The sequence below is a fragment of the Archangium violaceum Cb vi76 genome (assembly GCF_000733295.1).
GTDB classification, from domain to species: Bacteria; Myxococcota; Myxococcia; order Myxococcales; family Myxococcaceae; genus Archangium; species Archangium violaceum.
The window spans coordinates 16,382-40,742 of sequence record NZ_JPMI01000353.1 but is presented as its reverse complement, the minus strand read 5'-3'; the positions used below and the strand labels follow the sequence as shown (position 1 = coordinate 40,742).

At 68.1% G+C, this 24,361-nt stretch carries 24 protein-coding genes; 15 read left to right on the top strand and 9 right to left on the bottom strand.

Features of this window, described 5'->3' with window-relative positions; genetic code table 11:
* The first annotated feature begins 176 nt into the window (after positions 1-176).
* Positions 177-1,550, top strand: coding sequence for a replicative DNA helicase (dnaB, locus tag Q664_RS45295; protein WP_043411713.1), 1,374 nt, complete (start codon positions 177-179; stop codon positions 1,548-1,550).
* Between the two features lie 3 nt (positions 1,551-1,553).
* Here the strand turns inward: dnaB and Q664_RS45290 are convergent, their stop codons facing one another.
* The 4 genes from Q664_RS45290 to thiE all read right to left on the bottom strand — a co-directional run bounded on the left by Q664_RS45290 (position 1,554) and on the right by thiE (position 4,475).
* Positions 1,554-2,222 carry a hypothetical protein gene (locus Q664_RS45290; protein WP_043411645.1) on the bottom strand — a complete coding sequence of 223 codons (669 nt, stop codon included), beginning with the start codon at positions 2,220-2,222 and terminating at the stop codon, positions 1,554-1,556.
* Positions 2,223-2,302: 80 nt separating this feature from the next.
* Positions 2,303-3,043 carry a bifunctional hydroxymethylpyrimidine kinase/phosphomethylpyrimidine kinase gene (gene thiD / locus Q664_RS45285; protein ID WP_043411641.1) on the bottom strand — a complete coding sequence of 247 codons (741 nt, stop codon included), beginning with the start codon at positions 3,041-3,043 and terminating at the stop codon, positions 2,303-2,305.
* Positions 3,040-3,801, bottom strand: coding sequence for a gamma-glutamyl-gamma-aminobutyrate hydrolase family protein (locus Q664_RS45280; RefSeq protein ID WP_043411638.1), 762 nt, complete (start codon positions 3,799-3,801; stop codon positions 3,040-3,042). The genes thiD and Q664_RS45280 overlap by 4 nt, the downstream gene beginning before the upstream one ends.
* The gene (thiE, locus tag Q664_RS45275; RefSeq protein WP_043411636.1) at positions 3,798-4,475 is read right to left on the bottom strand and encodes a thiamine phosphate synthase; all 678 of its coding nucleotides are present in this window, start codon (positions 4,473-4,475) and stop codon (positions 3,798-3,800) included. The genes Q664_RS45280 and thiE overlap by 4 nt, the downstream gene beginning before the upstream one ends.
* A gap of 95 nt (positions 4,476-4,570) precedes the next feature.
* Between thiE and Q664_RS45270 the strand changes: the two genes are divergently transcribed.
* From Q664_RS45270 to Q664_RS45260, 3 genes are read left to right on the top strand one after another with little or no spacing between them, the layout of a single operon-like run.
* Positions 4,571-4,825: a hypothetical protein gene (locus Q664_RS45270; protein WP_043411632.1), complete on the top strand. Its 255-nt coding sequence runs from the start codon at positions 4,571-4,573 to the stop codon at positions 4,823-4,825.
* Between the two features lie 4 nt (positions 4,826-4,829).
* A complete protein-coding gene (locus tag Q664_RS45265) occupies positions 4,830-5,129 on the top strand; it encodes a DUF1844 domain-containing protein (RefSeq protein WP_043411630.1) in 300 nt (99 codons plus the stop codon).
* Entirely contained in the window at positions 5,126-5,785 is a 660-nt protein-coding gene (locus Q664_RS45260; RefSeq protein WP_043411627.1) for a hypothetical protein, read from the top strand. The genes Q664_RS45265 and Q664_RS45260 overlap by 4 nt, the downstream gene beginning before the upstream one ends.
* Here Q664_RS45260 and Q664_RS45255 read toward each other — a convergent pair whose 3' ends face one another.
* Entirely contained in the window at positions 5,786-6,445 is a 660-nt protein-coding gene (locus tag Q664_RS45255; protein ID WP_084610899.1) for a hypothetical protein, read from the bottom strand.
* 77 nt (positions 6,446-6,522) lie between these two features.
* On the opposite strand from Q664_RS45255, the gene clpB reads away from it, so the two are divergent.
* Together clpB and Q664_RS45245 are read left to right on the top strand one after the other, a co-directional pair.
* On the top strand, positions 6,523-9,126 hold the full coding sequence (gene clpB, locus Q664_RS45250; protein WP_043411624.1) for an ATP-dependent chaperone ClpB: 2,604 nt from the start codon (positions 6,523-6,525) through the stop codon (positions 9,124-9,126).
* A gap of 144 nt (positions 9,127-9,270) precedes the next feature.
* Positions 9,271-11,304 (top strand): TonB-dependent receptor plug domain-containing protein, encoded by a 2,034-nt coding sequence (locus Q664_RS45245; protein WP_043411621.1) that lies wholly within the window; start codon positions 9,271-9,273, stop codon positions 11,302-11,304.
* A 32-nt stretch (positions 11,305-11,336) separates the two neighbouring features.
* On the opposite strand, the gene Q664_RS45240 is transcribed toward Q664_RS45245, so the two are convergent.
* Positions 11,337-11,732: a hypothetical protein gene (locus Q664_RS45240; protein WP_043411619.1), complete on the bottom strand. Its 396-nt coding sequence runs from the start codon at positions 11,730-11,732 to the stop codon at positions 11,337-11,339.
* Positions 11,733-11,750: 18 nt separating this feature from the next.
* A complete protein-coding gene (locus tag Q664_RS45235; RefSeq protein ID WP_052519496.1) occupies positions 11,751-12,263 on the bottom strand; it encodes a hypothetical protein in 513 nt (170 codons plus the stop codon).
* 161 nt (positions 12,264-12,424) lie between these two features.
* Here Q664_RS45235 and Q664_RS45230 point away from each other — a divergent pair, with 161 nt between their 5' ends.
* The 6 genes from Q664_RS45230 (at position 12,425) to Q664_RS54285 (ending at position 19,280) form a co-directional block, all read left to right on the top strand.
* Positions 12,425-13,030: an HmuY family protein gene (locus tag Q664_RS45230; RefSeq protein WP_075207694.1), complete on the top strand. Its 606-nt coding sequence runs from the start codon at positions 12,425-12,427 to the stop codon at positions 13,028-13,030.
* A gap of 257 nt (positions 13,031-13,287) precedes the next feature.
* The gene (locus Q664_RS45225) at positions 13,288-13,899 is read left to right on the top strand and encodes a PH domain-containing protein (protein WP_063934879.1); all 612 of its coding nucleotides are present in this window, start codon (positions 13,288-13,290) and stop codon (positions 13,897-13,899) included.
* A gap of 110 nt (positions 13,900-14,009) precedes the next feature.
* Positions 14,010-15,683, top strand: coding sequence for a serine/threonine protein kinase (locus tag Q664_RS45220; RefSeq protein WP_043411617.1), 1,674 nt, complete (start codon positions 14,010-14,012; stop codon positions 15,681-15,683).
* A gap of 23 nt (positions 15,684-15,706) precedes the next feature.
* Positions 15,707-16,615: a DUF2381 family protein gene (locus Q664_RS45215; RefSeq protein ID WP_075207693.1), complete on the top strand. Its 909-nt coding sequence runs from the start codon at positions 15,707-15,709 to the stop codon at positions 16,613-16,615.
* A 97-nt stretch (positions 16,616-16,712) separates the two neighbouring features.
* Positions 16,713-18,536 carry a Tox-REase-5 domain-containing protein gene (locus Q664_RS53620; RefSeq protein ID WP_152622721.1) on the top strand — a complete coding sequence of 608 codons (1,824 nt, stop codon included), beginning with the start codon at positions 16,713-16,715 and terminating at the stop codon, positions 18,534-18,536.
* 12 nt (positions 18,537-18,548) lie between these two features.
* The gene (locus Q664_RS54285; protein ID WP_043411610.1) at positions 18,549-19,280 is read left to right on the top strand and encodes an immunity 52 family protein; all 732 of its coding nucleotides are present in this window, start codon (positions 18,549-18,551) and stop codon (positions 19,278-19,280) included.
* Positions 19,281-19,325: 45 nt separating this feature from the next.
* Here the strand turns inward: Q664_RS54285 and Q664_RS45200 are convergent, their stop codons facing one another.
* On the bottom strand, positions 19,326-20,345 hold the full coding sequence (locus tag Q664_RS45200) for a tetratricopeptide repeat protein (protein ID WP_043411602.1): 1,020 nt from the start codon (positions 20,343-20,345) through the stop codon (positions 19,326-19,328).
* Between the two features lie 176 nt (positions 20,346-20,521).
* Here Q664_RS45200 and Q664_RS45195 point away from each other — a divergent pair, with 176 nt between their 5' ends.
* Positions 20,522-21,376 (top strand): hypothetical protein, encoded by an 855-nt coding sequence (locus Q664_RS45195; protein ID WP_043411600.1) that lies wholly within the window; start codon positions 20,522-20,524, stop codon positions 21,374-21,376.
* On the opposite strand, the gene Q664_RS53610 is transcribed toward Q664_RS45195, so the two are convergent.
* A complete protein-coding gene (locus Q664_RS53610; RefSeq protein ID WP_052519493.1) occupies positions 21,340-22,038 on the bottom strand; it encodes a GNAT family N-acetyltransferase in 699 nt (232 codons plus the stop codon). The genes Q664_RS45195 and Q664_RS53610 overlap by 37 nt on opposite strands.
* A 196-nt stretch (positions 22,039-22,234) precedes the next feature.
* Here Q664_RS53610 and Q664_RS45185 point away from each other — a divergent pair, with 196 nt between their 5' ends.
* Together Q664_RS45185 and Q664_RS45180 are read left to right on the top strand one after the other, a co-directional pair.
* Entirely contained in the window at positions 22,235-23,092 is an 858-nt protein-coding gene (locus Q664_RS45185) for a DUF350 domain-containing protein (RefSeq protein ID WP_043411595.1), read from the top strand.
* Complete coding sequence (locus Q664_RS45180) at positions 23,089-24,348, top strand: glutathionylspermidine synthase family protein (protein WP_043411593.1); 1,260 nt, start codon at positions 23,089-23,091, stop codon at positions 24,346-24,348. The genes Q664_RS45185 and Q664_RS45180 overlap by 4 nt, the downstream gene beginning before the upstream one ends.
* Positions 24,349-24,361: the final 13 nt, after the last annotated feature.

Below are 24,361 nucleotides of genomic sequence, written 5' to 3'. Positions count from 1 at the left end.
GGGTATCCGTCACCGTCTTCTGTACCTGTGAAGACAAGGGCCGTCCGGGAGTCAACCCCCGGGCGGCCCTTTCGTTTGCGGGAGGAAGCCAGTCCCGGGGCCCGGGCATGTCAGAGGGCACGATCAGGCTGCCGCGCTACATCCCCGTAGCGGAGCCTGTAGACTGGCCGGGCACCATGGACAACATCCTCGACATTCGGACGGGCGGGCGCAGGTCTCACGAGGACCTGGCCGCCGAGCGCGCGGTGCTGGGTGCCGTGCTCGCGGACAACAGCATCATCGACAGCCTGGCGGAGGTGGTCCACCAGGACGACTTCGCCAGTCCGGCGCATGCGCAGATCTTCGCGGCGATGGTGAAGCTGGCCGGCTCCTCGCGACAGGTGGATCACCTGACGCTGGCCGAGGAGCTGAAGGTGCTCGGGCAGCTGGCGGCTGTGGGCGGCCCGGCCTACCTGATGAGCCTGGATCAGGTGGTGCCCGTGCCGGGCAATGCCGTCCAGTACGCGAAGATCGTCAAGGACCAGGCCCTCCGGCGGAGGCTGGCGAACGCGGGGCGGGAGATCCAGGAGCTGGCGAGCCAGGAGGTGGGCGAGCTGGACGTGCTGCTGGACGAGGCCGAGCGCAAGGTCTTCCTCCTGGCCGAGAAGAAGCGCGTGGGAGATCTGCGGCCCGTCAGCGAGCTGATGGAGCACACGCTGGACCTCCTGGACAAGATGAAGACGGCGACGACGGGCATCACCGGCCTGTCCACCGGCTACGCCGACCTGGACCAGGCGCTCACGGGTCTGCACGCCGGCGAGCTCCTCATCCTCGCGGCGCGCCCCGGCGTCGGAAAGACGTCCTTCGCGATGAACATCGCCACGCACGTGGGCCTGGCCGAGGATCCCAAGGCGGCGGCCATCTTCAGCCTGGAAATGCCCGCGGATCAGCTCCTCATGCGTCTGCTGGCCTCGAGCGCCCGCGTGGACATGAAGAAACTGCGCGGCGGCCGGCTCACCCCGCACGACGAGGAGAAGTTCCAGGAGATGGCGGGCAAGCTCTACAACGCCCCCATCTACATCGACGACTCGGGCGGTCTGTCCCCGTTCGACCTGCGTGCCAAGGCGCGGCGGCTCAAGCAGCGGGATCCCCGGCTCTCATTGATCATCATCGACTACCTCCAGCTCATGCATCAGAAGGGCAAGGTGGAGAGCCGCCAGCTGGAAATCTCCGAGATCTCCCGAAGCCTCAAGCAGCTGGCCAAGGAGCTGGAGGTGCCCATCATCGCGCTCTCGCAGCTGAGCCGTAAGGTAGAGGAGCGCAAGGGCGGCAAGCCGATGCTCTCGGACCTCCGCGAGTCGGGCGCCATCGAGCAGGACGCCGACGTGGTGATGTTCATCCACCGCGAGGACCAGGGCGAGAACGCTGAAGGCGGCGAGGTCCAACGCACCAGCTCGGCCATCCCCGTGCAGCTCGTCATCGCCAAGCAACGCAACGGCCCCATCTGCGACATCGACCTGGTGTTCCTCGCCGAGTACACGCGCTTCGAGAGCCGGGCGCGCGTCGAGTAGCGCTCAGACCACGAACACGGCCCGCACGCGCCTGCGTCCCTTCTCCAGTTGCCTCACGAGGGACTCGGGCGTGTCGCCGGATTCGCTCCAGGCGTCGATCTCCTCCAGCTCCCACTCCTCGAAGATGCCCGCCCCGGAGAAGCCGGGGATGAAGCCCTCGCGCATGGCCTGCTGCACCCCGCGCAGCGGCCCCACGACGACCACGTCTCCGAAGCCGAAGAAACGCATCGGCGTGCCGGTCGGCTCCAGCGCCGCGTTGAGCAGGGCCAGCACCGCGTTGATGTTGAAGAAGTCCGAGAAGTCGTGGAACGTGACGCTGTACCGCCGCCCCGCGTGCCGCAGGCGCAGCGTGTACCGGGTGTCCCTTCCGCGCGCCTCCTTGTCGGCGTCCTCCGATGGCGGGGCGTGCTCCTCCCCTTCCGGATCGGCGTCTCCCGGCAGCACCTGCGTGAAACGCGCTCCGTCCAGCAGCGGCGCCACGAGTCTCGCGAGATCCATCACCAGCTGCCCGTGATTGACGGGGTATTGGCCCGCCTCCGGGTCGAAGCCGTAACCGCGCCCCAGGCGCATGAAGGTCTCGTCCCAGTACTCGGGCCTGTCGTCCTCGGGTATCCAGGCATCGCGTGGAATCTGCAGCAGCTCGCGCAGTCGGTGCTCGTTCTGGATGGCCATGTCTCCTCTCCGGGCTCGGGACCTCCTGTGTCCCATACCGGTCTGACAGTCCTTGCACGGATGTCCTGACTCGAGGAGGTTCAGTCCCGGCCGGTGCGCAGGTAGCGCGTCACGTAGGACTTCGCCCGGCGCGCCGCCGCCGTGGGCGTCCTGCCCCGCCCCAATTCCACCGCCAGGGCCGAGGCCAACCGGCACCCCGTTCCCCGGCGATCGGGCGCGCGCTCCAGCCGCTCCCCTTCCAGCAGCACGTCCCGGTCCGGCAGGCCCAGCACGTCCACCGCCCCCGTCTCCCGGTGCCCGCCCTTCACCAGCACCGCGCCGAAGCCGTGGGCCACCAGCGCCCGCCCCGCCTCGCGCGCCTCCTCCACCGAGCTCACCTCACCCCCTCCGAGCAGCCACGCCGCCTCGTCCAGGTTCGGGGTGAGCACCACCTTCGGCCCCGCCAGGCCCAGGTAGTGCCGCCGCGTCAGCTTCGAGAGCGGCTCGCCCCGCGACGTCCGCACCACCGGGTCCACCACCCACCACGCGTCCACGCCGTCGAGCGCCTCGCGCAGCGCGTCCAGCAGCGCCGGCCCGGGTACCTGCCCCAGCTTCACCGCGTGCAGAGGCCCCAGCTCGAGCGCCGCCTTCACCTGCGCGCCCAGCACCCGCGCCGGCGTGGGCTGGTACAGGAAGGTCTCCCGGCCCTGCGCCGTCTGCGCGGACGGCACGGCCACCGGGGCTCCACCGAGCGCCCGTACCGCGGCCACGTCCGCCAGCAGTCCCGCGCGGCCCGTGGGCTCATGGCCCGCGCACAGCAGCACGCGCGGCGCTCCGCTCACCGCCGGTGCTCTCGCGCCTTCTGGATGAACAGCCGGTACACGCCCACGTGGATCGGCACCGTGTGGAGCATCAGCTCCGGGTGCCACTGCACGCCCAGCGCGAAGCCGTATTGGGTGGACTCGATGGCCTCCACGATTCCATCCGGCGACACCGCGCTCACCACCACCTGCGCGCCAATCCGCTGCGCCGCCTGGTGGTGCGTGGAGTTCACCATCAGCTGGCCCTTGCCGAGCGCCTCCGCCAGCAGCGTCCCATCCTTCACCTCCACCGGGTGCTGCGGGTGCGTCCGGTCGTGCTTCTGCTCGTGCTCGTGCGCGCCCTTCACCTCGCGGCCGATGTCCTGGTGCAGCGTGCCGCCCAGCACCACGTTGAGCAGCTGCATGCCCCCGCAGATGCCCAGCACCGGCATGTTCCGCTTGAACGCCCCGCGCATCAGCGCCGTCTCGAAGGCCGTGCGCGACAGCTTCAGCGGCCCCATGCCCTCGCGCGCCGTCTCGCCATAGGCCTCGGGCGGAATGTCGAAGGCCCCACCCGTCACGAGCAGCCCGGAGATGCGATCCAGGTACGCGTCCACGCACGCCAACTCGTCCGAGTACGGCAGCACGAAGGGCAGGCCCCCCGCGCGCAGCACCGCGTCCGCGTAGGGCACCTTCAACTCGTAGTACGGGAACGGTGAGTCCGGCCGGCTCGCGCTGAAGTCCGGGGTGATGCCGATGTTGGGCCGGCGCGGTGCCTGGCCATGGCCATGAGGTTTCATACGTCTCCGCTCACGAGGCTAGCCCCCTGGGCGCCCCTGTCAAAAGCGGCGGACAGACGCCGGACACGCTCGGCGATGTCCTCGGCGAGCAGGGCATCGGACGCCACCGCTCCACCGTGCGCCCCCGTGGCCGCCAGGCTGGCGATGTTCTCCAGCTTCACCCCGCCAATCCCCACCACCGGCAGGGGACTGGCGCGCACCACCGCGGCGAAGCCCTCCAACCCCAGCACCGGCGCGGGCACCTGCTTGGTCGTGGTGCCGAAGACCGGCCCCAGGCCCACGTAGTCCGCCCCGGCCGCCCTCGCCGCCCTCGCCTCCTCCAGGCCTCGCACCGTCACCCCCACCACGGCCTCCGGGCCCAGCAGCGCCCTCGCCTCCTCCGCCGGCAGATCCTCGTCTCCCACATGTACCCCGTGCGCTCCCGAGAGCAGCGCCAGGTCCACCCGGTCGTTCACCAGGCACACCGCCCCCGCGCGCCGGCAGACGGCCACCACCTCGCGCGCCGCCGCCAGCGCCTCTCGTAGGGGCGTCCGCTTCATGCGCAGCTGCATCACCCTCGCCCCTCCGGCGAGCAGGCAGGCCGCCTTCTCCCTCAGGGGCAGCTCGGGGCGCACGGTGTCATCGCAGAGGACATACAGGCCTCGGGGAAGGGACGGACGGACGGGGGTGTTCATCGGCTCCGGACGGGGGTGGGTACAGCGGCGTTGACAGAGGGTAGCCCTGCTATAAGGTGGCGCGCCCTTTTCCAAGAGATTCCGAGGAGTTGACCATGGCCAACCCGACAGACCCCAAGCAGCTCGACAAGCGTACGGCCGAGCGTTACCTGCGCTCCGGCGCCGTGGACGAGAAGGCGTACCAGCGCCACCTCGAGTCCCTCCCGGACGTCTCCGAGAAGAGCGTGCCCGTCGAGACGGTGATGCACGACGAGCTGGAGAACGACGAGGACGACGACTTCGAGGACGAGGACGAGGACGAGGACGAGGACGAGGACGAAGGCGACGAGGACTCCGAGTCGGACGAGTGATGCCATGAGCGAGGAGAAGCGCGGAGAGACCTTCGTGATGAAGGGTGAAGTGCCCGAGGCGGCCATCACCTTCAGCACCTTCCTCATCGGGCTGGCGTCCAGTGCCCTCATCCACCTGGGGGAGGCGCCCAACCCGGAGACGGGCCAGGCCGGCAAGGACCTCGTGCTCGCCCGTCAGAGCATCGAGTTGCTGGGAATGCTGCACGAGAAGACGCGCGGCAATCTCACCCCCGAGGAGAAGCAGCTCTTCGACAACCTCCTCGCCGACCTGCGCCTGCGCTTCGTGGAGGCGAACAAGCGGTGACGTCCCCAGGCGCCCCCACCCCGCTCCTGCCGCGGCGCATCCGCTTCGCCGCGGCGGTGTGCCTCGTGCTCGCCGCCCTCACGGGCTTCTCGGCCCTCCGGGAGACCCTGGAGCTGGGCCACCTGGGGGAGCTGCGCGACGAGGTCAGCAACCTGTCGCGCTTCTCCAGGGACCCGGATGTGCTCGTCGCCGCGCACATCTCCGAGGCGCAGATCGCCGCGCTCGAGCCCATGCGCGAGTCGCGCTCGCTGGTGCTCGGGGCGCTCTCGGTGGCGTGCTCCTTCGCCTTCGTGGCCGCGGGCCGGCTGCTCCGGCCGGGAGGACTGCCCCTGGAGCGGATGCGCCGGGTGCTCTCCGTCTCCGCCATCCTCGCCGCCCTGCTGCGCACCATCGACGGTGCCCAGTGGGCCGTGGTGGCCCGGCGCATCGGCCCCGTCATGGCCGATCACCTCAGCACCCTGCCCGCCTTCCAGAATCCCCAGGCCGCCGCCCAGCTCAAGGCCATGCTGCCCGGGCTCGCCGCGGCCTTCGCCATGGGCATGACGGCCCTCATCGCCGGCACCTTCGCCCTGATCGGCCAGTACTTCCGCTCCGAGAGCGTCCGCCAGGCCATCACCGCCCAGGATGGCGAGCTGGCCGTGGAAGAAGAAGACTGACTACGCCGCGACGCCCCTCAGCAGGTGCTCCAGCGGCCGCTCCGACTCCGGCTCCGAGCCATTGAGCCCCAGCCGCGCCCCCTGCATGCGGTGCAGCTGCAGCAGCAAGTCCCGCTCCACCCCGTACACCCACGCCAGGTGGCCCATGGGCCAGCGCTCCTGCATCCGCGCGAAGGCCTCGTCGTCGAACTCCCCGTCCAGGCACTCGGGCAGCTCCACCTCGTCATAGAGGAGCCGCTCCCCTCCCACGTTCTGGCCTCCACCGAAGGCCATGACCTCCTCGTACTCCTGGGGATCGTACACGTAGGAGTGGACGGTGATGCCCGCCTCCTTGGACAGCAGCCGGGCGAGCGCCTGATGCTCGCTGTACCAGTGCGAGCCCCGGCGTCCCGCCGTGTGGGGGCCGTCCAGCGCCAGCCGGACGATCTTCCGCCGGCGGTAGACGCACACCGACAGCTGGGTGTCCGCGGGAGCGCCGTCCTCGACGAGTGCCCGCCGGGCCAGCTCCAGGAGCTTCAGGCCTCCCAGGGATTCAGTTCGGATGAGATAGCCGCCGTGCGCTTCCAGAGGATGCCCCCCAAGATGGGCGCGCATATATCCGGCCTTGTAGGAGAAAGGCAACTCCCGGAGAGCCTGGAAGTTCGTGGAGACTCCAAGCATCCAGGCTCACGCCACAAGTGAAATGTGGGCGGTCCCCCAGTTCTTGCCAAGGCTCCCCCGACCCTTACGTTGGGGACATGAGACTCGACAAGTACACAGTCAAGGCCCAGGAGGCCATCCAGGAAGGCCAGTCTCTGGCGCGCCGGGCTGACAACCCGAACTACGAGCCGGAGCATCTCGTCACCGCGCTGCTCGGGCAGAAAGAGGGCATCGTCGAGCCGCTGCTGCGCAAGATTGGCGTGGACGTGAAGCTGTTCGCCGGCCGGTTGGGCGAGGCGCTGCAGAAGCTGCCGCGGATGCAGGGCGGCGAGGGCGCGACGCTCAGCCAGCGGCTGCTGAAAACCTTCGACAAGGCCGAGGACGAGGCCAAGTCGCTCAAGGACGACTTCGTCTCCAGCGAGCACCTGCTGCTGGCGCTCGCGCAGGACAAGGGCGCCGTGGGCGAGGTGATGAAGTCCTCGGGCGTGACGCGTGATCGCGTCCTGTCCAGCCTGAAGGAAGTGCGCGGCTCCAGCCGGGTGACGAGCCAGGACGCGGAGTCCACCTACCAGGCGCTGGAGAAGTACGGGCGGGATCTGACGGAGGCGGCCCGGGCCGGGAAGTTGGATCCCGTCATCGGCCGGGACGAGGAGATCCGCCGCTGCATCCAGGTGCTCAGCCGGCGCACGAAGAACAACCCGGTGCTCATCGGTGAGCCGGGCGTGGGCAAGACGGCCATCGTCGAGGGCCTGGCGCGGCGCATCATCGACGGGGACGTGCCCGAGGGGCTGAAGAACAAGCGGCTGGTGACGTTGGACCTGGGCGCGATGGTGGCCGGGGCCAAGTTCCGCGGCGAGTTCGAGGAGCGCCTCAAGGCCGTCCTCAAGGAAGTGGCGGACGCGGCGGGGGAGATCATCCTCTTCATCGACGAGCTGCACACCCTGGTGGGCGCGGGCAAGGCCGAGGGTTCGATGGACGCGGGCAACATGCTCAAGCCGGCACTGGCGCGCGGTGAGCTGCACTGCATCGGCGCGACCACGCTGGACGAGTACCGCAAGCACATCGAGAAGGACGCGGCCCTGGAGCGGCGCTTCCAGCCGGTGGTGGTGGGCGAGCCCAGCGTGCACGACACCATCAGCATCCTGCGTGGCCTCAAGGAGCGCTACGAGGTGCACCACGGCGTCCGCATCCAGGACTCGGCGCTGGTGTCGGCGGCCAACCTGTCCAACCGCTACATCTCCGACCGCTTCCTGCCGGACAAGGCGATCGATCTCGTGGACGAGGCGTGCAGCCGCCTGCGCATCGAGATCGACTCGATGCCCACGGAGATCGACGACATCCGGCGGAAGATGAACCAGCTGGAGATCGAGCGCGAGGGCCTGCGCAAGGAGACGGATCCGCACTCGGTGGAGCGGCTGAAGAAGATCGAGAAGGAGCTGGCCGAGCTCAACGAGCGCTTCACCGGGCTGAAGGCGCACTGGGACTCGGAGAAGAAGGCCATCGCCGGCATCCGCGAGCAGAAGGAGAAGCTCGAGAAGGCGAAGAACGATCAGGCGGCGGCCGAGCGGCAGGGCGACTTCAACAAGGCGGCGGAGCTCAAGTACGGCGTCATGCCCAACCTGGAGAAGGAGATCTCCCAGCAGAACGAGAAGCTGGCCGAGCTGCAGAAGAACCACAAGTTCCTCAAGGAGGAGGTGGACGCCGAGGACATCGCCGCCGTGGTGGGCAAGTGGACGGGCATCCCCGTCTCCAAGTTGTTGGAGGGCGAGGTCCAGAAGCTGGTGCACATGGAGGACCGGCTGGCGAAGCGGGTCATCGGGCAGCGCAGCCCCATCGAGGCGGTGAGCAACGCGGTGCGCCGGGCGCGCTCCGGGTTGCAGGACCCGAACCGGCCCATCGGCTCGTTCATCTTCCTGGGCCCCACGGGCGTGGGGAAGACGGAGACGGCCAAGGCCCTGGCCGAGTTCCTCTTCGACGACGACACCGCGATGGTGCGCATCGACATGTCCGAGTACATGGAGAAGCACGCCGTGGCCCGGCTGGTGGGCGCGCCTCCGGGGTACGTCGGCTACGAGGAGGGTGGCCAGCTCACCGAGGCGGTACGGCGCCGGCCGTACACGGTGGTCCTGTTCGATGAGATCGAGAAGGCCCACCCGGACGTCTTCAACATGCTGCTCCAGATTCTCGACGAGGGCCGGCTGACGGACAGCCAGGGCAGGACCGTGGACTTCAAGAACACGGTGCTGATCCTCACGAGCAATATCGGCTCGCAGGCGCTGCAGGAGGGAATGCAGGGCAAGGAGGAGCTGGACGAGGCGACGCGCGAGGACGTGATGGGGATTTTGCGCCAGCACTTCCGGCCGGAGTTCCTCAACCGCGTGGACGAGGTCATCATCTTCGAGCCGCTGCGCAAGAAGGACATCCGGCGGATCGTCGAGCTGCAGGTGGCGCGGCTGCAGAAGCTGCTGACCGACAAGCGGCTGACGCTGGAGCTGACGGAGAAGGCGCAGGATCTGTTGTCCGACCGCGGTTACGATCCGACGTACGGCGCGCGGCCGCTGAAGCGGGCCATCCAGAAGTACCTGATGGATCCGCTGGCGCTGAAGGTGCTCGGGGGCGAGTTCCTGCCCGGGGACCACATCGTGGTGGACGCGGGCAAGGACGGGCTGACCTTCGGCAAGGGCCAGGCGAAGGCCGCGTAACCCTCCCCTCGCCCCCCGGGAGAGGGACGGGGTGAGGGTATCGAGGGCCCCGGGATTCAACCCGGGGCCCTTTCTCATTTCGCGAGTCTGCTCGCCTGGTGTGCGCCCATTGACGATCAGGGGCATCCGGCCGAGAGTCACCCCGTGCTCCTCCCCCTGGTGGCCGCCCTCGTGGTGAGCCAGCCGATCGACCCCCAGCAGCCCGGCGCGGCCGTCTCCAGCCCCGACGCCGCCGGGCCCGTCATCTCCGAACCCGCCCCTGCCCCGCCCCCGGCGGCCCCCGAGCCCGAGGAAGCGGACCGGCGCAAGCAGACGGTCATCACCGCCACACGCTCCGAGCGCAAGCTCGAGGACGTGGTGGTGGCCACCGAGGTCATCACCCGCAGGCAGATCGAAGCAGTGGGTGCGCGGGACCTGGGCCAGCTGCTGCAACAACACCCGGGCGTGGAGCTCGTGCAGACCTTCCGGGGCACGGGCATGCGCCTGCAGGGACTGGATCCCGAGTACGTGCTCATCCTCGTGGACGGTGAGCGCGTGAGCGGCCGGGTGGGCACCACGCTGGACCTCGGACGCTTCAGCCTGCGCGACGTGGAGCGCGTGGAGATCGTCAAGGGGCCCGCGGCGGCGCTCTATGGAGCGGATGCCATCGGCGGCGTGGTGAACCTCATTTCACGGCGCGTGCAGCGCCCGTTGGAGCTGGGAGTCCGAGGCTCGTTCGGCACGCTGCTGGAGGGCGACGTCCGCGCGAACGCGGGCACGAAACAGGGCCCCTTCGAGGTGCGCGTGGGCGGCGGTTACCGCACCCGCAACCCCTACGACTGGGTGCCCGCGGATGCGGCGACGAGCGGCTCGGGCATCCGCCGGATCGACGGCGACGTGGCCCTCGCCTACGCGCCGGATGACCGGTCGCGCCTGTGGCTGCGCAGCCAGTACACCTTCCGCGACGAGAACGCCGTCGACCTCAACCCCTCGGGCGCCGTGCTGGACCGGCGGCAGCGGCAGGAGCAGTTCGATGTGTCGCTCGGCGGCGGGAACCGGCTCGCCAGCGACACCTCCCTGCTCATCCGGGGGCACTTCGGCCTGTTCCGCGACCAGTTGCTGCAGGACCAGCGCGGCTCGCGGGCGCTCGACGACTACACGCAGAACGTCAACCGGCTCTACGAGGGCGTCGTCCAGGCGGATCACCGGCTCGGAGACCACGCGCTCACCGGCGGAGTCGAGGTCCTCGGCGAGCGGCTCACCTCGGCGCGGCTCGAGGAGAGCCCGGTGGCGCGCATCCGGGGCGGCGTGTTCCTCCAGGACGAGTGGGACGTGGCACTGTCCTCGGAAGACTCCGGACCGAGGCTGAAGGTGGCGCCGGGCTTCCGCTTCGATCTGGACTCGCAGTTCGGCGGAGCCCCTTCGCCGCGGCTGGCCCTCAAGCTGGACCCGAACCCCGCGGTGACGGTGCGAGCCTCGGTGGGACTCGGGTTCCGTCCGCCGTCCTTCCAGGAGCTGTACCTGCTCTTCACCAACCAGGGCATCGGCTACATCGTCGCGGGCAACCGGAGCCTCACGGCCGAGCGCTCCGCGGCGGTGAACGCGGGCGTGGATTGGCGTCCTCCCATCGACGGGTCGGTGCTCTCGGCGAGCGCCTTCCACACCCGGCTCAACAACCTCATCAACATCACGGCCGGAGGGACGCCGGACCCGGACAACCCGGTGACCTTCAGCTACGAGAACGTGGCCAGGGCGTACACGCAGGGCTTCGAGGTCAACGGGCGCTTCAAGCTGCCCATCCGGTCCACCTACCTGGACCTGGCGTACATGCTGCTGGACGCGAGGGATCAGACGCGCAACCGCCCGCTGGAGGCGCGCTCGCGGCACCGCGTCAACGCGCAGCTGTCCACGAGGTACCGCCCGTGGAACCTGGAAGCCACGGTCCGGGGCTCGTGGGTGAGCGGACGGCCGTACTACCTGGGCACGGACGGCGGAGGCATGGTCAACGTGATTGGCCTCGGCGAGGAGCGCGAGGTCTGGGCGCCCGCGTATTTCGACCTCGAGGCCCATGTCACCTACAGGGTGCGGGGCGGGTTCGATGTCTTCATCAACGCCTACAACCTGCTCAACGCGGGCGACCAGCAGTTCAACCCGCGGCCCCCGCGCGGCGTGCTGGGCGGAGTCCAGTGGGAGTATTGAGCCCGGAGACAGGAGCCGAGCCCCCTCGGCGCCTACTCCTCGGAATCATCCTTCCATTCGTCCGTCTCCAACTCCTCCGGGAGAGGGGCGATCATGAAGTAAAACTTCCCTGACACCTCGACCACCATGAAGCCCTTGCCAGCGATCTTCACGCGCTCGGTATGAACAGCCTTTCCGCTGGCAAGCCATTGGTCCGCCTCTTCCCGCGTCGCGAACTCATGAGCAACCTCGACCGTGAAAGAGGTGTCAAAGCATGCTTTATAGAACTTTTCGAACTCATCCCCCTTCACGCGGTAACGAATGAAAAGCAACGCAATCTGAGCAAGCCCGAACAACCTCCTCTCCTTCGAGCCTTCCGCATGATTCTCGATAAAGGGGTTCAGAAAATAGATCGCTTCATCCAAATCAAATTTTGGAATGTCTGCCATCTCAGCACCAAGCCTTCCTCACAGCGGGGCCAGAACCAACGCGCCACCCATGACAGCAATGACGTAAGGAGCGGCGACCATGCCCCCCACGATGACGACTGTTCCAATCGCTACCTCGGTCTTGTGTTCCCTGAGCCAGCCGAGTGCAGCATTGATGGTTGGGAAATCAAGCTTCTTCTGTGACTCCTGCCGTTCCAACTCCTCCTGTTCCTTGACGCACCTCATGCGTTCTTCGAGGCACGTCGTGGTACAGTATTCATGATGCACGGCGGAGCCCTTGGGAATGCTTGAGATTCTGGGCTTGCGCCTCCAGCACTTCTTGAAACACTGTTTCTCCATTTCGCTGCAGTAAGCTTCCGCGCCAGCCCCGCCCGTTCCGCTCTCGAGGTTCGAGCCCACTCCGCTCGCGTCCTCGGAAATGACGTAGACCCTCCGCTCCGGATTCTGTGTATGGGAGCATCCGCCACTTGCACTGGCCACAGCCACGACCATCAGCAGAAACGTCCATTGCGCCAGGACCACCGACCTCATTGTACGCTCCCTCATGCCCGTACGGCACTTGCCCGCCCACTGGTTCGGACGGTACCAACCGCGAACACCTCCAGGCCGACAAGTTGCTCCTCGAGACACGGACTGCCCACCTCTGGACAGCCCCCCTCCTCGCCTGGGAGAAAGCCCGGGTGAGGATCGACATGCGGATACAGATTCACGGGATGGTGCTGCTCCTCGGGCTCGCGGTGGTGGGCTGTGCCCCGGACCTGCGCTCGGACTACCCCTTCGATGGTCAGACGAACAGCGGGCCCCTCGTCGAGGTAACACCGCAGGACGATGGGAGTTCCCACGCGCTGATCGACGCGACGAACAAGTCCGCCCTGGTCTTCTTCGACATCGATGAAGGCCGGGAGATGAAGACCGATGAGGCCTTCGAGACCAACGCCTGGGACCTGGCCTTCCAGCGCTACACCATCACGATGAACGGCGGTGGCGGCAACCCCACGGGACAGGTACGGGTGGCGGTGATCAAAAACACGCCATGGGACTCACTCACGACCGCGCCAACCGAGGGCTACCAGCAGGACGCCTCGGAGCCCGTGTTCAACGGAGTCGAGAGCGGCTGGTACTTCTACGATCTCTCCGTGCACCGGCTCAGTCCTCGCGAGGAGTTGGCCTACGTGGTCCGTAGCAGCAACGGGCAATTTTTCAAACTGCAGATGCTCTCGTACTACGACAGCGCTGGCACACCGGCCCGCCTTTCGTTCCGCTACCAGCCCCTGCCTCCGCCCACCGCGGCGCCCTGAATTGTGGCCATCAGAGCCGCAAGCGGGTCCTCTCTCGTAGTCCCCGGCTGGCCCGAGCGAAGCCCGCTCTACCTCGAGTTGCTGCCAGACGCGCCGGGGCGGATGCCCCAGGGCGGGCCCTACCTCGATGAGGCGGCGCTGCGCGACGTCGCGGGGTGGCCAGGGCGCCCCTCCGTGAATGAGTAACGCGGTGGCGGTTTCAGACTGGCACCTCTAGAGTCCGTCAGATGAGAAGCATCCCTTGCCACGTCACACTGATGACAGCGCTCCTCGACCGAATCCTCGAAGCGCAGGAGTTCCTCGGAAAGAATCGTGAAGACACGCAGTCTCCGAAGGAGAAGGAGTTGTTGCTCCTGGCTATCGATGCACTTTGGTTCATCTGGAGAGATGGCCGGGCGAATGATTTCGAGGTTTATCGGAGGGATGTCGAATCCAAGGCTCCTGCCCGGGTGATTGCGACCTTCAAGACGCGTGAAGAAGCGGAGGCCTGGCTCGAAGCCAATCCCAATCCGCCCGAATTGGCCTATGTCCTGATCGACGATGAATACCATGTCATCATGTCTTCTCGTGATGGCAAGCGCTGCTCGTTGGTCCCTCACCCAGACCTCGAATACCATCTCGAGGAGATGACGAGAGACGGCCTTCCGCCAGCTGCGGCCACGTTCGAGACGCGTGAAGAGGCGAGCGCCTGGTTCAACAGGCAGACCGCTCCTCCCGCTCAAACCGTCATACAGATTGGTGGCCAGCACTACCTGGCGGCGTATTACCGCAACATCCATCACCGCGCCCTCTTCCCCTTCTCGCTCGTCGAGAAGCTCCATGAAAGGCGGAAGAAAAGAAAACAGGAGGGGCGAGGAGAGGAAGGTTAGAAGCACAGCTCGCCTGCCCGAGCCTGGTCCTCCACCTGTTACCCTACCCCCTGCATCCAGGTCACGAGCCCATCTCCCTGGTAGCTTCCGAGGTTTTTGGAGGCAGGGAGATGCTCGATCAGAAGGATGAGCTTCTTGGACCGCGCTTCGCGCCGGGAACAGAGGTAGCGGGCTTCACCATCGAGGCGACGATTGCTTCCGGCAGCTTCGGCACCGTGTACCGCGCGAGACGGAGCGGACGGCCCTATGCCATCAAGCTGGTGCGCATCGATCCGCGAGGTGACCGGGAGGCGGCCGCACTGCGGCTGATGCGCCACCCCAACGTGGTGTCCTTCCACGGGTATGGCCTCTGGCCCGAGGACAAGCCGGACTGGCTCGTCCTGGCCCTGGAGCTCGTCGAGGGCCTCACGCTCGACGCCTGGGCGGCCCGGGAGAATCCCTCCGCGCTCGAGCTGGTGACACGGGTGTTGTTGCCGTTCGCGCTCACCCTGGCGGACGTGCATGACGCGGGCGTGGTGCACCGGGACATCAAGGAAACCAACATCATCGTTCGCGAGACGGACGGGCAACCGGTCCTGGTGGACTTCGGCGCGGCGGGCATCAAGGAAGGCGCGCCACGTCTGACCCTGCGGCTGCCGCCGGGCACCGCGGAGTACCGCAGCCCCGAGGCGTTGCGCTTCGCCCGGCAGTGGGAGGGCGAACCCTACCCCTTCGCTCCGGGAGACGACCTGTGGGCCATGGGCGTCGTCATCTACATCCTGATGACGCGCACGCTTCCCTTCGGAGACCGGAACGGCCCGGAGCTGAACCGGGCCATCCTCGAGAAGACACCACCGGCTCCGCATGAGCTCAACCCGCGCATCCCCCTGGCGCTGAGCGAGTTGTGCATGGGGATGTTGGAGAAGGAGCCCGAGGCCCGCTACCCGGATGCACGGGCAGTCGCGGAGGACCTGATGGAGCAGTGCACCCAGGCGGACAAGAGCTGGCGCATCCGGCTGTTCCCGGAAGCCAGACAAGATCAGCGCCCTGCCCCCGCTCCGGCGAAGCCTCGACTCCGGGTCCATGGGCGATGGTGGGTTGCCGGGCTCGCGCTCGCCGCAGTGCTGGGGCTGTTCGGAGTGTTTTCGCTGGAGAGGCCTCCTGGCCAACGCAAGGAGTCTCCTTCTCTGTCCCCACCCCAGCAGGACGTTCCTCGCCAGGAATTGGCGCCAGAGGGGTTGACGGTGGAGGTTGGCGGCGGCGCGGAGCCAGAGAAGTCATCCACCCCCGCGCCCGCCGCCACCGCGGCGAACCGAGAGGAACAGCCCATGACGAAGTCCAAGACGACCCGAGCCCTGCTCGCCGCCGGTTGCGTTGCCGGATCCGCCTGCGTGAGCGGTCCGCAGTATCGGCAGCGGCCGGCACCCGCGGACTGCCCGCCTGGAGTCGACGAGACCTACGAGCGCTTCAACATCTTCACGAGAACGGATCGCATCGGCATCCCTCCCTTTGGCCCTCGCCCCCCTGAGATCCTGGTTTCGGAGGGACCCGTGACCGCCGAGATCCTCCCTCCGTGGGGAAATCTCCCGGGCGGGATCCTCATTGATGGGGAGCTGTTCTTCACGAAGGGGCATGTCTACGGTCGTTTCACCCAGGCACACCTGCCCAACGGTGAAATCGTTCCGGTCTGTCTGCAGATACGGACGTCGAAGGGACTCGGCATTGCCATGGAGCCCGGCAGCACGCGCGAGAAGGCGCGTGTCTCCAATATCATGTCCATCCAGCCGGTCTCGCGTTTCGAGTAGTTCCGTCCCAAAGGCGACTGTCCGTGCTCCTCTCCATCCTGGTCCTCGTGCTTCCACACGGCGCGCCCCTGCTTCAGCCCCCCACCGCAGTAGCTTGCAAGGAAATGCAGCGCATCGAACTCGCATTGACTCCCGCGACAACCGCCTGGGAGATTTGCGTCAGCCCGGGAATCATGACGAACTTCGTCTTCGACGCTCCCGTCAAGGTGGACCTGCAAGACGAGGTGCGCTTCCTGGAGGTAACGCAAGGGCGCAGCACGCTCAACCTCCTCCCTCCTCCGGACCTGATGATTGGAGAACGCATCCGGCTCACGGCGCTCCTGGGTGACGAGGTCCATCAGCAGCGTGTCACATTCTCCCTGGTCGCCCATCCGGACCGGGCAACCCACCAGGTGGAGGTGTACCGAGACCAGCGCTCCCGGGACTCCTTGCGGCAGGAACTGGCTCAGGAGCAGACCACGAATCAGAACCTGCGCGATGAACTCGGGCAGACGAGGGACCGACTCGAGCAGTTGCAGCTCATGCTCGCGCAGTCTGGTGGGCTCCGGGATCTGATCGCCACTGGAGCAATCAGCTCATCCGGTATCCAGTTCCAGGAACTCAAGAAAGAAAAATTCGCTCCCCCGAAAGAAGTCATCACCTACGAATGGGGCAATGGCTACCGCTCCGATAACACCATCGCAGCGGAGGTGTGGCTGGTGAACTTGAGCTCGGAACCCTGGACGGCGACAACAGGCGCGCTGGTGGATGCCCATGGCAGAGAACTGACGGGGCTGAAGATCCGGCAGGACCATCCCATTGCGCCCAACAGCCGAGGTTCGGTCATCGTGGAGGCCGACGCACGGCGGAGCGAGGGCCGTGGCGAATTGACGCTGTCGCTGAGGGATGGAAGCTCGCGCGGCATCACCATTCCCGGGTTGGTGTTCCCATAGAAAGAGGGGGACGCGGCACCCTGGTTACTTGCCTATAGGGTTGTGAGGCTGGCGGCCTATCCTTCAGGAAGGTTGAACCTGGAGAAAGGCCCTGGTCATGGCGGAGGAATTCTCGAGTCGTGGAGCGGAAGAGGGCGGCGGCGTGTGGCTCGAGTCGCCGGGGAGTTCGCGCGGCAGGCCCCGGTTTGGCGCGGGGTTGGTGCTGGTGCTGCTCGGAGTGCAGACGGCATGTGCGACCGGTTACCCCATGGGAGGCGCGCTCGCGGGCGCCGCTCGACATCGGCGCATGGCCCCACCCGAAGCAGATGGCCCACGAGACAACGAGCGCCCGGACCGGGAGATGGCCGCCACGAGGGTGGACACCGCCAGCGGGGGCCTGGTGTCCACCGGGGCCGGGACAGACGGCATGGACGGCCCGGGCGTCACGAACGGGCTGGCGGTGGAGGGCGTACGGGCGCGTGCGCGGACCCGACACGGGGCCAGGGCAGCCGGTGTGGTGGACGAGGAGGAGGACTGGGGAGGAGTGGGCGTGGGCTGGCCGGATGGGGTGGGCGACGGCCACTCCCACAAGGTGCCCTTCAGCGTGGACTACTTCCAGGGATTCCTCGTGCGGGCGGGGGTGCCCTCAACAGCGCTGCCGGGTGACGGCCGCACGCTGAGCCCACCGCAAGCGCTGGAGCTGCTGCCCCATCTGCTGTCCACACCGGTGACGTTGGGCAACTTCGGGTTGCGGCGCATGGCGGCGCACCTGCTGCTGGAGGCGGCCACGGGCGAGCAGGTGGTGACGCGCGAGGAGTTGCACGCGCGCATGCGGCGCTTCTCGCGGCTGCTGGTGCTGCGCCCGGACGGCTACCTGGTGAAGCCCGGCACGGGTGAGGCCGTGCAGAAGGCGGGCGAGGTGGTGCTGGCGGAGGACGGCACCCTGCGCGCGGGGCACTTCGAGGTGGGCCCCTTCTACGCCATCGATGGAGGGCGCCTTTTCCCGGTGGACCAGGAGCTGGCGGTGCCGCACGGGGCCCGGCCGGCTGGCCTCTACGCGCCGGACGACAACGCCGGGCTCGCGCTGGCCGAGGGCGTGGTGGTGGGGGTGGTGGACATGGTGGAGGGCCTCTACCGGCTCGTCTTCTACACGGGGGAGACGCTGGAGGGGCTGACGCAGCTGCCCGGGGCAGTGCGCGCTATGTACGAGAACGCGCCGCAACTGTGGGAGGAGTTCCGCCACAAGCCCTATGCGGAGCGGGTGCGGACGGTGTCGCGGCTGGCCACGGGCGCGGTGCTGACGGTGGGCACCGCCGGGGCGGGCACGGCGAAGGCGGTGAGCTGGGGCGGCAAGCTGGGCAGCCTGTCAGTGCCGCTGCTGTCAGTCACGGGCGATGGCTTGCTGGCGGTGCGCCTGGTGGCGGTGCCCGTGGGCGGTGTGGCCACGGTGGCTTCGCCGGTGCTGGGGGCCACCTACGTGCTGCACATGGCCAACACCGGCGCCCAGGGACCAGGGAGTGGAAGTGGGGGCTGGCCTCCGGTGGGCGGTCCCGGGCAGTGGGTGGAGGACACCACGGCCATGTCCGAGCAGGCCCGGGACTACCAGGCCCAGGTAACGGGCGCGCCCAAGCGCTGGTGCTACAAGGTCTGCCGGGATGGAGAGTGTGTGGACTACGACGGCTACGAGCCGAAAACAGGCATTCTGCAGGAAGCCAAGGCGCGCGAGTACGACAAGTGGTTCGACGAGGACCTCGAGCCCAAATGGGGGTACACGGGGCTGGTGAAGCTGGTCTACCAGGCCCAGCGGCAATTCCGGATAGCGGGTGGGTTGCCACTGCGCTGGCACGTTGCGGAGCCGCGGATGGTGGCCGTGCTCAGGAAGTATTTCGATGACGCAGGTCTTCAATCAATAGAAGTCGTATACACACAACCACTGCAATGAGAACGGCCACGTATGAGTGAAATATATAAAGCTGGAGCTTATTGGGGCCACCGGCCAGAGTCGGCCGAGCAGTGCGCTCTGCGCGCGGCGACGTTCTTCCAGCTCATGGCCGAGAGCCATCCGAGCTACGCCCGGTGGTATGAGCAGAGCAATTCCGGCCGGAAGTCGCCGCGGCTCGAGTTCGAACCCACGCTGGAGACCTTCGTGAGGTTCTTCGGGCAGAAGGGCTACCGGAGCGGGAATGATGGATTCCACTTCGGTGCCTGGACGGGGCACGTAGAACAAGACCAGGGCGGCATGGTCATGTTCAACTGCGGGTCGAAGGCTGAGTTTTCGCCCAATTGCCTGAATCTCTTCTTTCCCAAGGAGGCATTGGGCCACGAACGCATGCTGAGTGCGCCTGTGCTCACCGGTGTCATGCGCGCCATGGCCGTGGCGTGGGAGCCGGACTGGGCCCTTGCGACGGCGGATGGGCTGCGGGAGCGGCTCTCCAATGGCAGTCGGCTCGGCTGTTTCGTGGGGTGGATGACGTACTTCTCGCACGAGCGCGGGGAGGTGCCAGCCCTGCCCGCCCCAGTCCGGGTGGAGCCAGTGGGCGACAAGGGCACGCTCGTCATCCTGACGCCGGAGCGGCTCACCCCGAGCAACCCCGAGCACGTAGCGCTCGCGCGGCGCGTCCAACACCTGCTGGAGGAACGGGGCCTGCTGAAACCAATCATCGAGCCGAGGCCCCCGGTGCGCTGAGTCGTCTCGCGTGCTGCCTGGGCGGCCCCGACGGAGAGGATGAGGTCACGTGGACGAAAGGTTCACCGCGTGCCCGAGCCGAGAAGCCGCCTCCCGCGCCGCCGCGCTCTGTGGATCCCGTTCGAGCACCAGCCTCCACGCGTCCCGGGCCCGCTCACCCTGGCCAAGCTTCTCGAGGCAATCGCCCCATGCGAGCAACGCCCCCCCGCCCTGCCCCTTGTACGGGTGTGCCGCACCGGCCTCGAAGTGACGCGCGGCCTCCTCCTGCCGCCCCGCCGCCAGGGCAATCTGCCCGAGCATGAACAGCCCGTTCCTCGTGCTCGCCACCCGGCGCGCCAGCTTCAGCCCCGCCCTCGCCTCGTTCCCGGCTTCGTCGTACCGCCGCAGCGCCAACAACGCCGCCGCACGGGTGAAGGCCACCTCGCTCCAATACACCCGGGGAATGTCCTCGCGGTTCAACCGCCCCAGGGTCGCGAGCGCTTCCTCCCCCTGCCCGGTGTGCGCCTGGATCCACGCCCGCTGCATGAGGATCGCATGCCGGAGCAGGGGCTCCCCGGCCGACGACTCCTCCACGGCCCGGAGGCACTCGTGGGCGGCTTCCCAGTCCCCCAGGTTGTAGAGCGCCTCGCAGAGGTTGAACCGTGCCAGCGCCTCCTGCTCGTCAGGCCCCAACTCCTCCGCGTCGTCCACTTCCCGTGGCCCCCACCGGCGCTCGACCTCGAGCGCCTCCTGATAGAGACCCGCGTTGATGAAGGTGTTGATGGCCGTGTTGGCGAGGCCCCAATCGCCCACCGCCCTCGCCTCGTCCGCGAGACGCCGTGCTCCCTCGACGGCTCGTGCCGTCTGTCCGAGCGCCTCGTGTGCATGCACCCGGAGCTGCCGCAGCGACCGCCGCGTCAGCTCATCCGCGCCCAGCATCCCGATGACCCGGGTGATGCCGAGCGTGCCGCGATAGGCCCCCCACTGGAAGCTGCACTCCTCCGCCAGCGCGAACAGCCCCTCGATGAGCGGCTTCCGCAACAGCACGGCGATCATGGTGAGGAGAGCGAGCGCGAGCCAGGGCATGAGGTGACCCGGGCCAGCCTACCGTGCATGCGTGCGCGAGGAAGAAATGACGCCTGCCCGGCCGCACCACGGGAAGCCCGACCTCCCGTCTCCCGTTCCCGGCCCGCCCCTCGGGGACGTATCCTCCGGCCCGGAACAGGGCCACCCTTCGAGGCCCGGAGACGGACGGACACGCAATGGCAGGCGCACGCAACGGCCTCGTGGGCATCTGGGATCGCCCCTTCATCAACCTCGAGCCCTACCTCGACCTGGCTCAGCTCGCCTCGCTCGATGAGGAGATCTGCTACGCGCTCGCCCAGGTGGGCACCACCTACACGGGCGGCAGCCACAAGGCCATGGGCATCGTCCCGCCCTCGCTCGCCAACGACCCCTATATCGACTACGGCCAGGTCATCCGCGGCTTCTCCGAGAAGGAGTTCGCCACCTTCGTCTCGCTCGGAAGCGACTCCGGCGCCTTCGATCCGCGCCGCCGCCATGAGTACGAGTTCGGCGAGGAGCGCGACCACCCGCTCACCCGCGAGCAGATGCGCTTCCTCGAGTTCAAGCACGGCGTCTACTTCCCCTGGAAGGTCTTCTACGAGCTCGTCCCCGGCGGCTACTGGAGCGAGAAGAGCACCAGCGCCGGCAAGGACTTCACCCGCGAGGCCCGCCTCTACTTCCCCCGCACCGTGGCCTTCGTGAAGTCCCTCCCCTTCCGGGAGATCGGCCGCTGCACCCTGCTCGGGCTCAACGCCAACGACCACGGCACCGTCCACCGCGACGGCGAGCCCGAGGACCAGACGGCCCCCGACCACTTCATCACCGTCTGCCCGCGCGGCAACAAGCGCCTCTACCTCTGGAACGAGGAGCGTCAGGAGAAGACGCACGTGGACGGCCACGCCTACTGGTTCAACGACTTCGACTACCACGGCGTCGAGGCCGCACCGTACTTCCGCTACTCACTGCGCGTGGATGGCGTCTTCGAGCCCGCCTTCCTCGAGCAGCTCCAGCGGGCTCATGCGCCTCGAGGCACACGGGCTTCCTCCTCGTAGGCCACCGGCGGCGGCACGCGGGACAGGCTCCGCCACCGGCACGTGGGCCCGATGATCGTGAGCGCCCCCTGCGCCGCCAGCGCCAGCAGCGAGCGCAGCAGCTCCGAGCTTCCCCGCGCCGGCGCTCCCAGCGGCACGCTGAAGCACAGCGACTCCTCGTCCTGCTCGGGCTCGCAGGGCGCGAGCGTCTGGACGAGCTTGTACATGGGCACGTTGCCCGCCAGCACCCGGAAGTCGAAGCGCTCCACACCCCGCTCGCGCGCGGCTTCCACCAGCTTGTCCAGCAGGATGCGGCCGAGCCCCTTGCCCTGCGCATCATCCACCACGGTGATGGCCACCTCGGCCACCTCGGGGGCGTGCGCCAGGCGGAAGAACCGGGCCACCCCCAGCCCCAACTCCTTCCCCGCCGGGCTCCACGTCACCGCCCCAATGGCCACGTGCCGCTCCCCATCCACGCTCGTGAGGTACCTCAGCTCCTCCGCCGACAGCCGCGGCTTGGCCGACAGGAAACGCTGAAAGCGCGAACGCGGGGAGAGCCGCTCGAAGCCCTCCTTCAGCAGCGCCGCGTCCTGGGGCCGGACCATCCGCAGCTCCGCCCACGTCCCGTCCGCGAGCGACAGCCGTTCTCGGTACTGAGCATGGAAACGACGGTACGGCCGCATGTGGACCTCCCCCTGGGTCCGCGCAACCTGGGTTCGATGCCGCAGCGCGGCAAGCCGCTCCCTCGCTTGTTCCCCGCGGGTGGAAGGTAGCCGACAGCAGGTGCGTCATGAGCCCGGCGACTCCAGCGAGACAGGACAGGCGCGCCGAGTGATTCCAGGCGCTTACCGGGGTGTCCGGTGTAGCATCGCGGTCCCCATGGAGCTCCGCCCCCTCTACCTGCCCGCCTTTGGCGCGATCACCACCGTCGTGCTCCTGCTCCTCCTGCGCGCCGGACAGCGGCTGTTGTCTCCCGCACACACCGTCCGCTCGGACATGGAAGAGGGCCACATGGCCCATGCGCTCGTCCAGGTGGGCCAGGTGCTCGGCCTCTTCCTCATCTCCGGCTCGGTGGTCGCCGGGTGCGTGCAGGGCGAGAGCCTGAGCCATGACGTGCTGTGGGTGTCCGCTTATGGACTGGCGGCGCTGGTGCTGCTGGAGGTCTTCGGACACCTGGGCGTGCGGGTGCTGCTGCGCGCGCGGCTGGCGGCGGAAGTCGAGCGCGGCAACATCGCCGCCGGACTGGCCGCCGGCTCGCACTACCTCGCCACGGGCATCCTCCTGTCCCGCTCCGTGTCCGGCACGGACCTGAGCACGCTGGGCGTGGTGCTCGTCTTCGTCGTCATCGCCCAGCTCACCCTGCACCTGTTCGTGATGCTCTTCCGCACCCTCACCGCCTACGACGACGCCGAGGAGATCCTCGGGGAGAACCTCGCCGCGGCCCTCAGCTACGCGGGCATCACCGTGGCGCTCTCCCTCATCATCGGCCACGCGGTGGAGGGCACCTTCGAGGGCTGGGCCGCCTCGCTGCGCGGCTACGCGCTGGCGCTCGTGTTCGCCCTGGCGCTCTACCCGGTGCGCCAGCTCTTCGTGCAGACGCTGCTGCTGGGCGCGCGCTTCACCCTGCGCGGCGGCCGGTTGGATCAAGGCATCGCCGCCGAGCGCAACCTGGGCATGGGCGTGCTCGAGGCCGTCTCGTACCTCGCCGCCGCCTTCCTGGTGACCCGGCTGGCATGAGCACGCCGCCCCTCACCTACGAGGCGCTCGCCGAGCACCTGGTGCGCACGGGCCTCGTCACGGACCCGTGGTTGGAGGGCGCGCCCCGCTTCCGCGCCGAGCCCCTGCTCATTTCCCGCGAGCGTCACGCCGCGCTCTTCCGGGCCGCCGAGAACGTGGCCGCCGCCTACCACGAGCTGGTGCTGGCGTGCGCCGCCTCGCCGGAGCTGCTGGACGACTTCTTCGGCCTCACGCCCGGCCAGAAGCTCATGTGGCAGGCCTCGCAGCCCTTCTGGCACGGCTTCGCCCGCGCGGACGTGTTCCTCACGAAGGACGGGCAGCTCGCGGTGTGCGAGCTCAACAGCGACACGCCCACCGGCGAGGTCGAGGCCGTGCTGCTCAACCCGCTGGTGCGGCCCGCGTGGCCTGGCACGGTGGACCCCAACACACAGTTGGGCGAGCGCATGTGCTCCATGGTGGAGTCGCTGGCGGCCCGGCTGCTGGTGCCCATGCCCGAGCAGCTCACGGTGGGCATCCTCTACCCCACGGAGATGCCCGAGGACCTGGGGCTGGTGCGGCTCTACCGCCAGTGGTTCGAGGCGCGCGGGTGGAAGGTGCACCTGGGCTCGCCCTTCAACCTCACCCCGGGCCCGGACGGGCGGGTGCGCCTCTTCGGCGAGCCGTGTGACGTGCTGCTGCGCCACTACAAGACGGACTGGTGGGGCGAGCGCCTCCCCGTCTGGGACGACGAGGAGCCCTTCGAGGACATGGTGCCGCTGGCCGGCCCGCTCTCCGTGGTGCTCCAGGCGTGCCTGGAGGGCCGGTGCGTGGTGGTGAATCCCTTCGGCGCCGTGCTCACGCAGAACAAGCGGACCCTGGCCTTCATGTGGGAGCGGCACGACTGCTTCTCCCCGCGCGCGCGGGCCACCATCCGCGCCCACATCCCCTACACGGTGCGGATGGAGACGTTGCCCATCGAGGAGCTGGCGAAGGATCGGGAGGCGTGGGTGCTCAAGTCCGACTACGGCGCCGAGGGAGACGAGGTGCTGGTGGGCCGCTTCACGCCGAAAGAGGAGTGGAACGCGGCGCTGGTGCACGCGGTGCCCGGCCGCTGGGTGGCCCAGCGTTACTTCGCCGCCGAGGAGACCGCGGGCGGAGAGACGATCAACCACGGCGTCTATGTGATCGCGGGCGAGGCGGCCGGCCTCTACACCCGCGTGCAGCAGGGCGCCACCGACACGCGCGCGCTGAGCACTCCGGTGCTGGTCACTCCGTGAAGGGAAGGATGAC

Coding starts and splice junctions, on each gene's coding strand:
- dnaB (WP_043411713.1), top strand. CDS start 177: ATGGACAACATCCTCGACATTCGGACGGGCGGGCGCAGGTCTCACGAG.
- Q664_RS45290 (WP_043411645.1), bottom strand. CDS start 2,222: ATGGCCATCCAGAACGAGCACCGACTGCGCGAGCTGCTGCAGATTCCA.
- Q664_RS45280 (WP_043411638.1), bottom strand. CDS start 3,801: ATGAAACCTCATGGCCATGGCCAGGCACCGCGCCGGCCCAACATCGGC.
- thiE (WP_043411636.1), bottom strand. CDS start 4,475: ATGAACACCCCCGTCCGTCCGTCCCTTCCCCGAGGCCTGTATGTCCTC.
- Q664_RS45270 (WP_043411632.1), top strand. CDS start 4,571: ATGGCCAACCCGACAGACCCCAAGCAGCTCGACAAGCGTACGGCCGAG.
- Q664_RS45265 (WP_043411630.1), top strand. CDS start 4,830: ATGAGCGAGGAGAAGCGCGGAGAGACCTTCGTGATGAAGGGTGAAGTG.
- Q664_RS45255 (WP_084610899.1), bottom strand. CDS start 6,445: ATGCTTGGAGTCTCCACGAACTTCCAGGCTCTCCGGGAGTTGCCTTTC.
- clpB (WP_043411624.1), top strand. CDS start 6,523: ATGAGACTCGACAAGTACACAGTCAAGGCCCAGGAGGCCATCCAGGAA.
- Q664_RS45240 (WP_043411619.1), bottom strand. CDS start 11,732: ATGGCAGACATTCCAAAATTTGATTTGGATGAAGCGATCTATTTTCTG.
- Q664_RS45235 (WP_052519496.1), bottom strand. CDS start 12,263: ATGAGGTCGGTGGTCCTGGCGCAATGGACGTTTCTGCTGATGGTCGTG.
- Q664_RS45230 (WP_075207694.1), top strand. CDS start 12,425: ATGCGGATACAGATTCACGGGATGGTGCTGCTCCTCGGGCTCGCGGTG.
- Q664_RS45225 (WP_063934879.1), top strand. CDS start 13,288: ATGACAGCGCTCCTCGACCGAATCCTCGAAGCGCAGGAGTTCCTCGGA.
- Q664_RS45220 (WP_043411617.1), top strand. CDS start 14,010: ATGCTCGATCAGAAGGATGAGCTTCTTGGACCGCGCTTCGCGCCGGGA.
- Q664_RS53620 (WP_152622721.1), top strand. CDS start 16,713: ATGGCGGAGGAATTCTCGAGTCGTGGAGCGGAAGAGGGCGGCGGCGTG.
- Q664_RS54285 (WP_043411610.1), top strand. CDS start 18,549: ATGAGTGAAATATATAAAGCTGGAGCTTATTGGGGCCACCGGCCAGAG.
- Q664_RS45200 (WP_043411602.1), bottom strand. CDS start 20,345: ATGCCCTGGCTCGCGCTCGCTCTCCTCACCATGATCGCCGTGCTGTTG.
- Q664_RS45195 (WP_043411600.1), top strand. CDS start 20,522: ATGGCAGGCGCACGCAACGGCCTCGTGGGCATCTGGGATCGCCCCTTC.
- Q664_RS53610 (WP_052519493.1), bottom strand. CDS start 22,038: ATGCGGCCGTACCGTCGTTTCCATGCTCAGTACCGAGAACGGCTGTCG.
- Q664_RS45185 (WP_043411595.1), top strand. CDS start 22,235: ATGGAGCTCCGCCCCCTCTACCTGCCCGCCTTTGGCGCGATCACCACC.
- Q664_RS45180 (WP_043411593.1), top strand. CDS start 23,089: ATGAGCACGCCGCCCCTCACCTACGAGGCGCTCGCCGAGCACCTGGTG.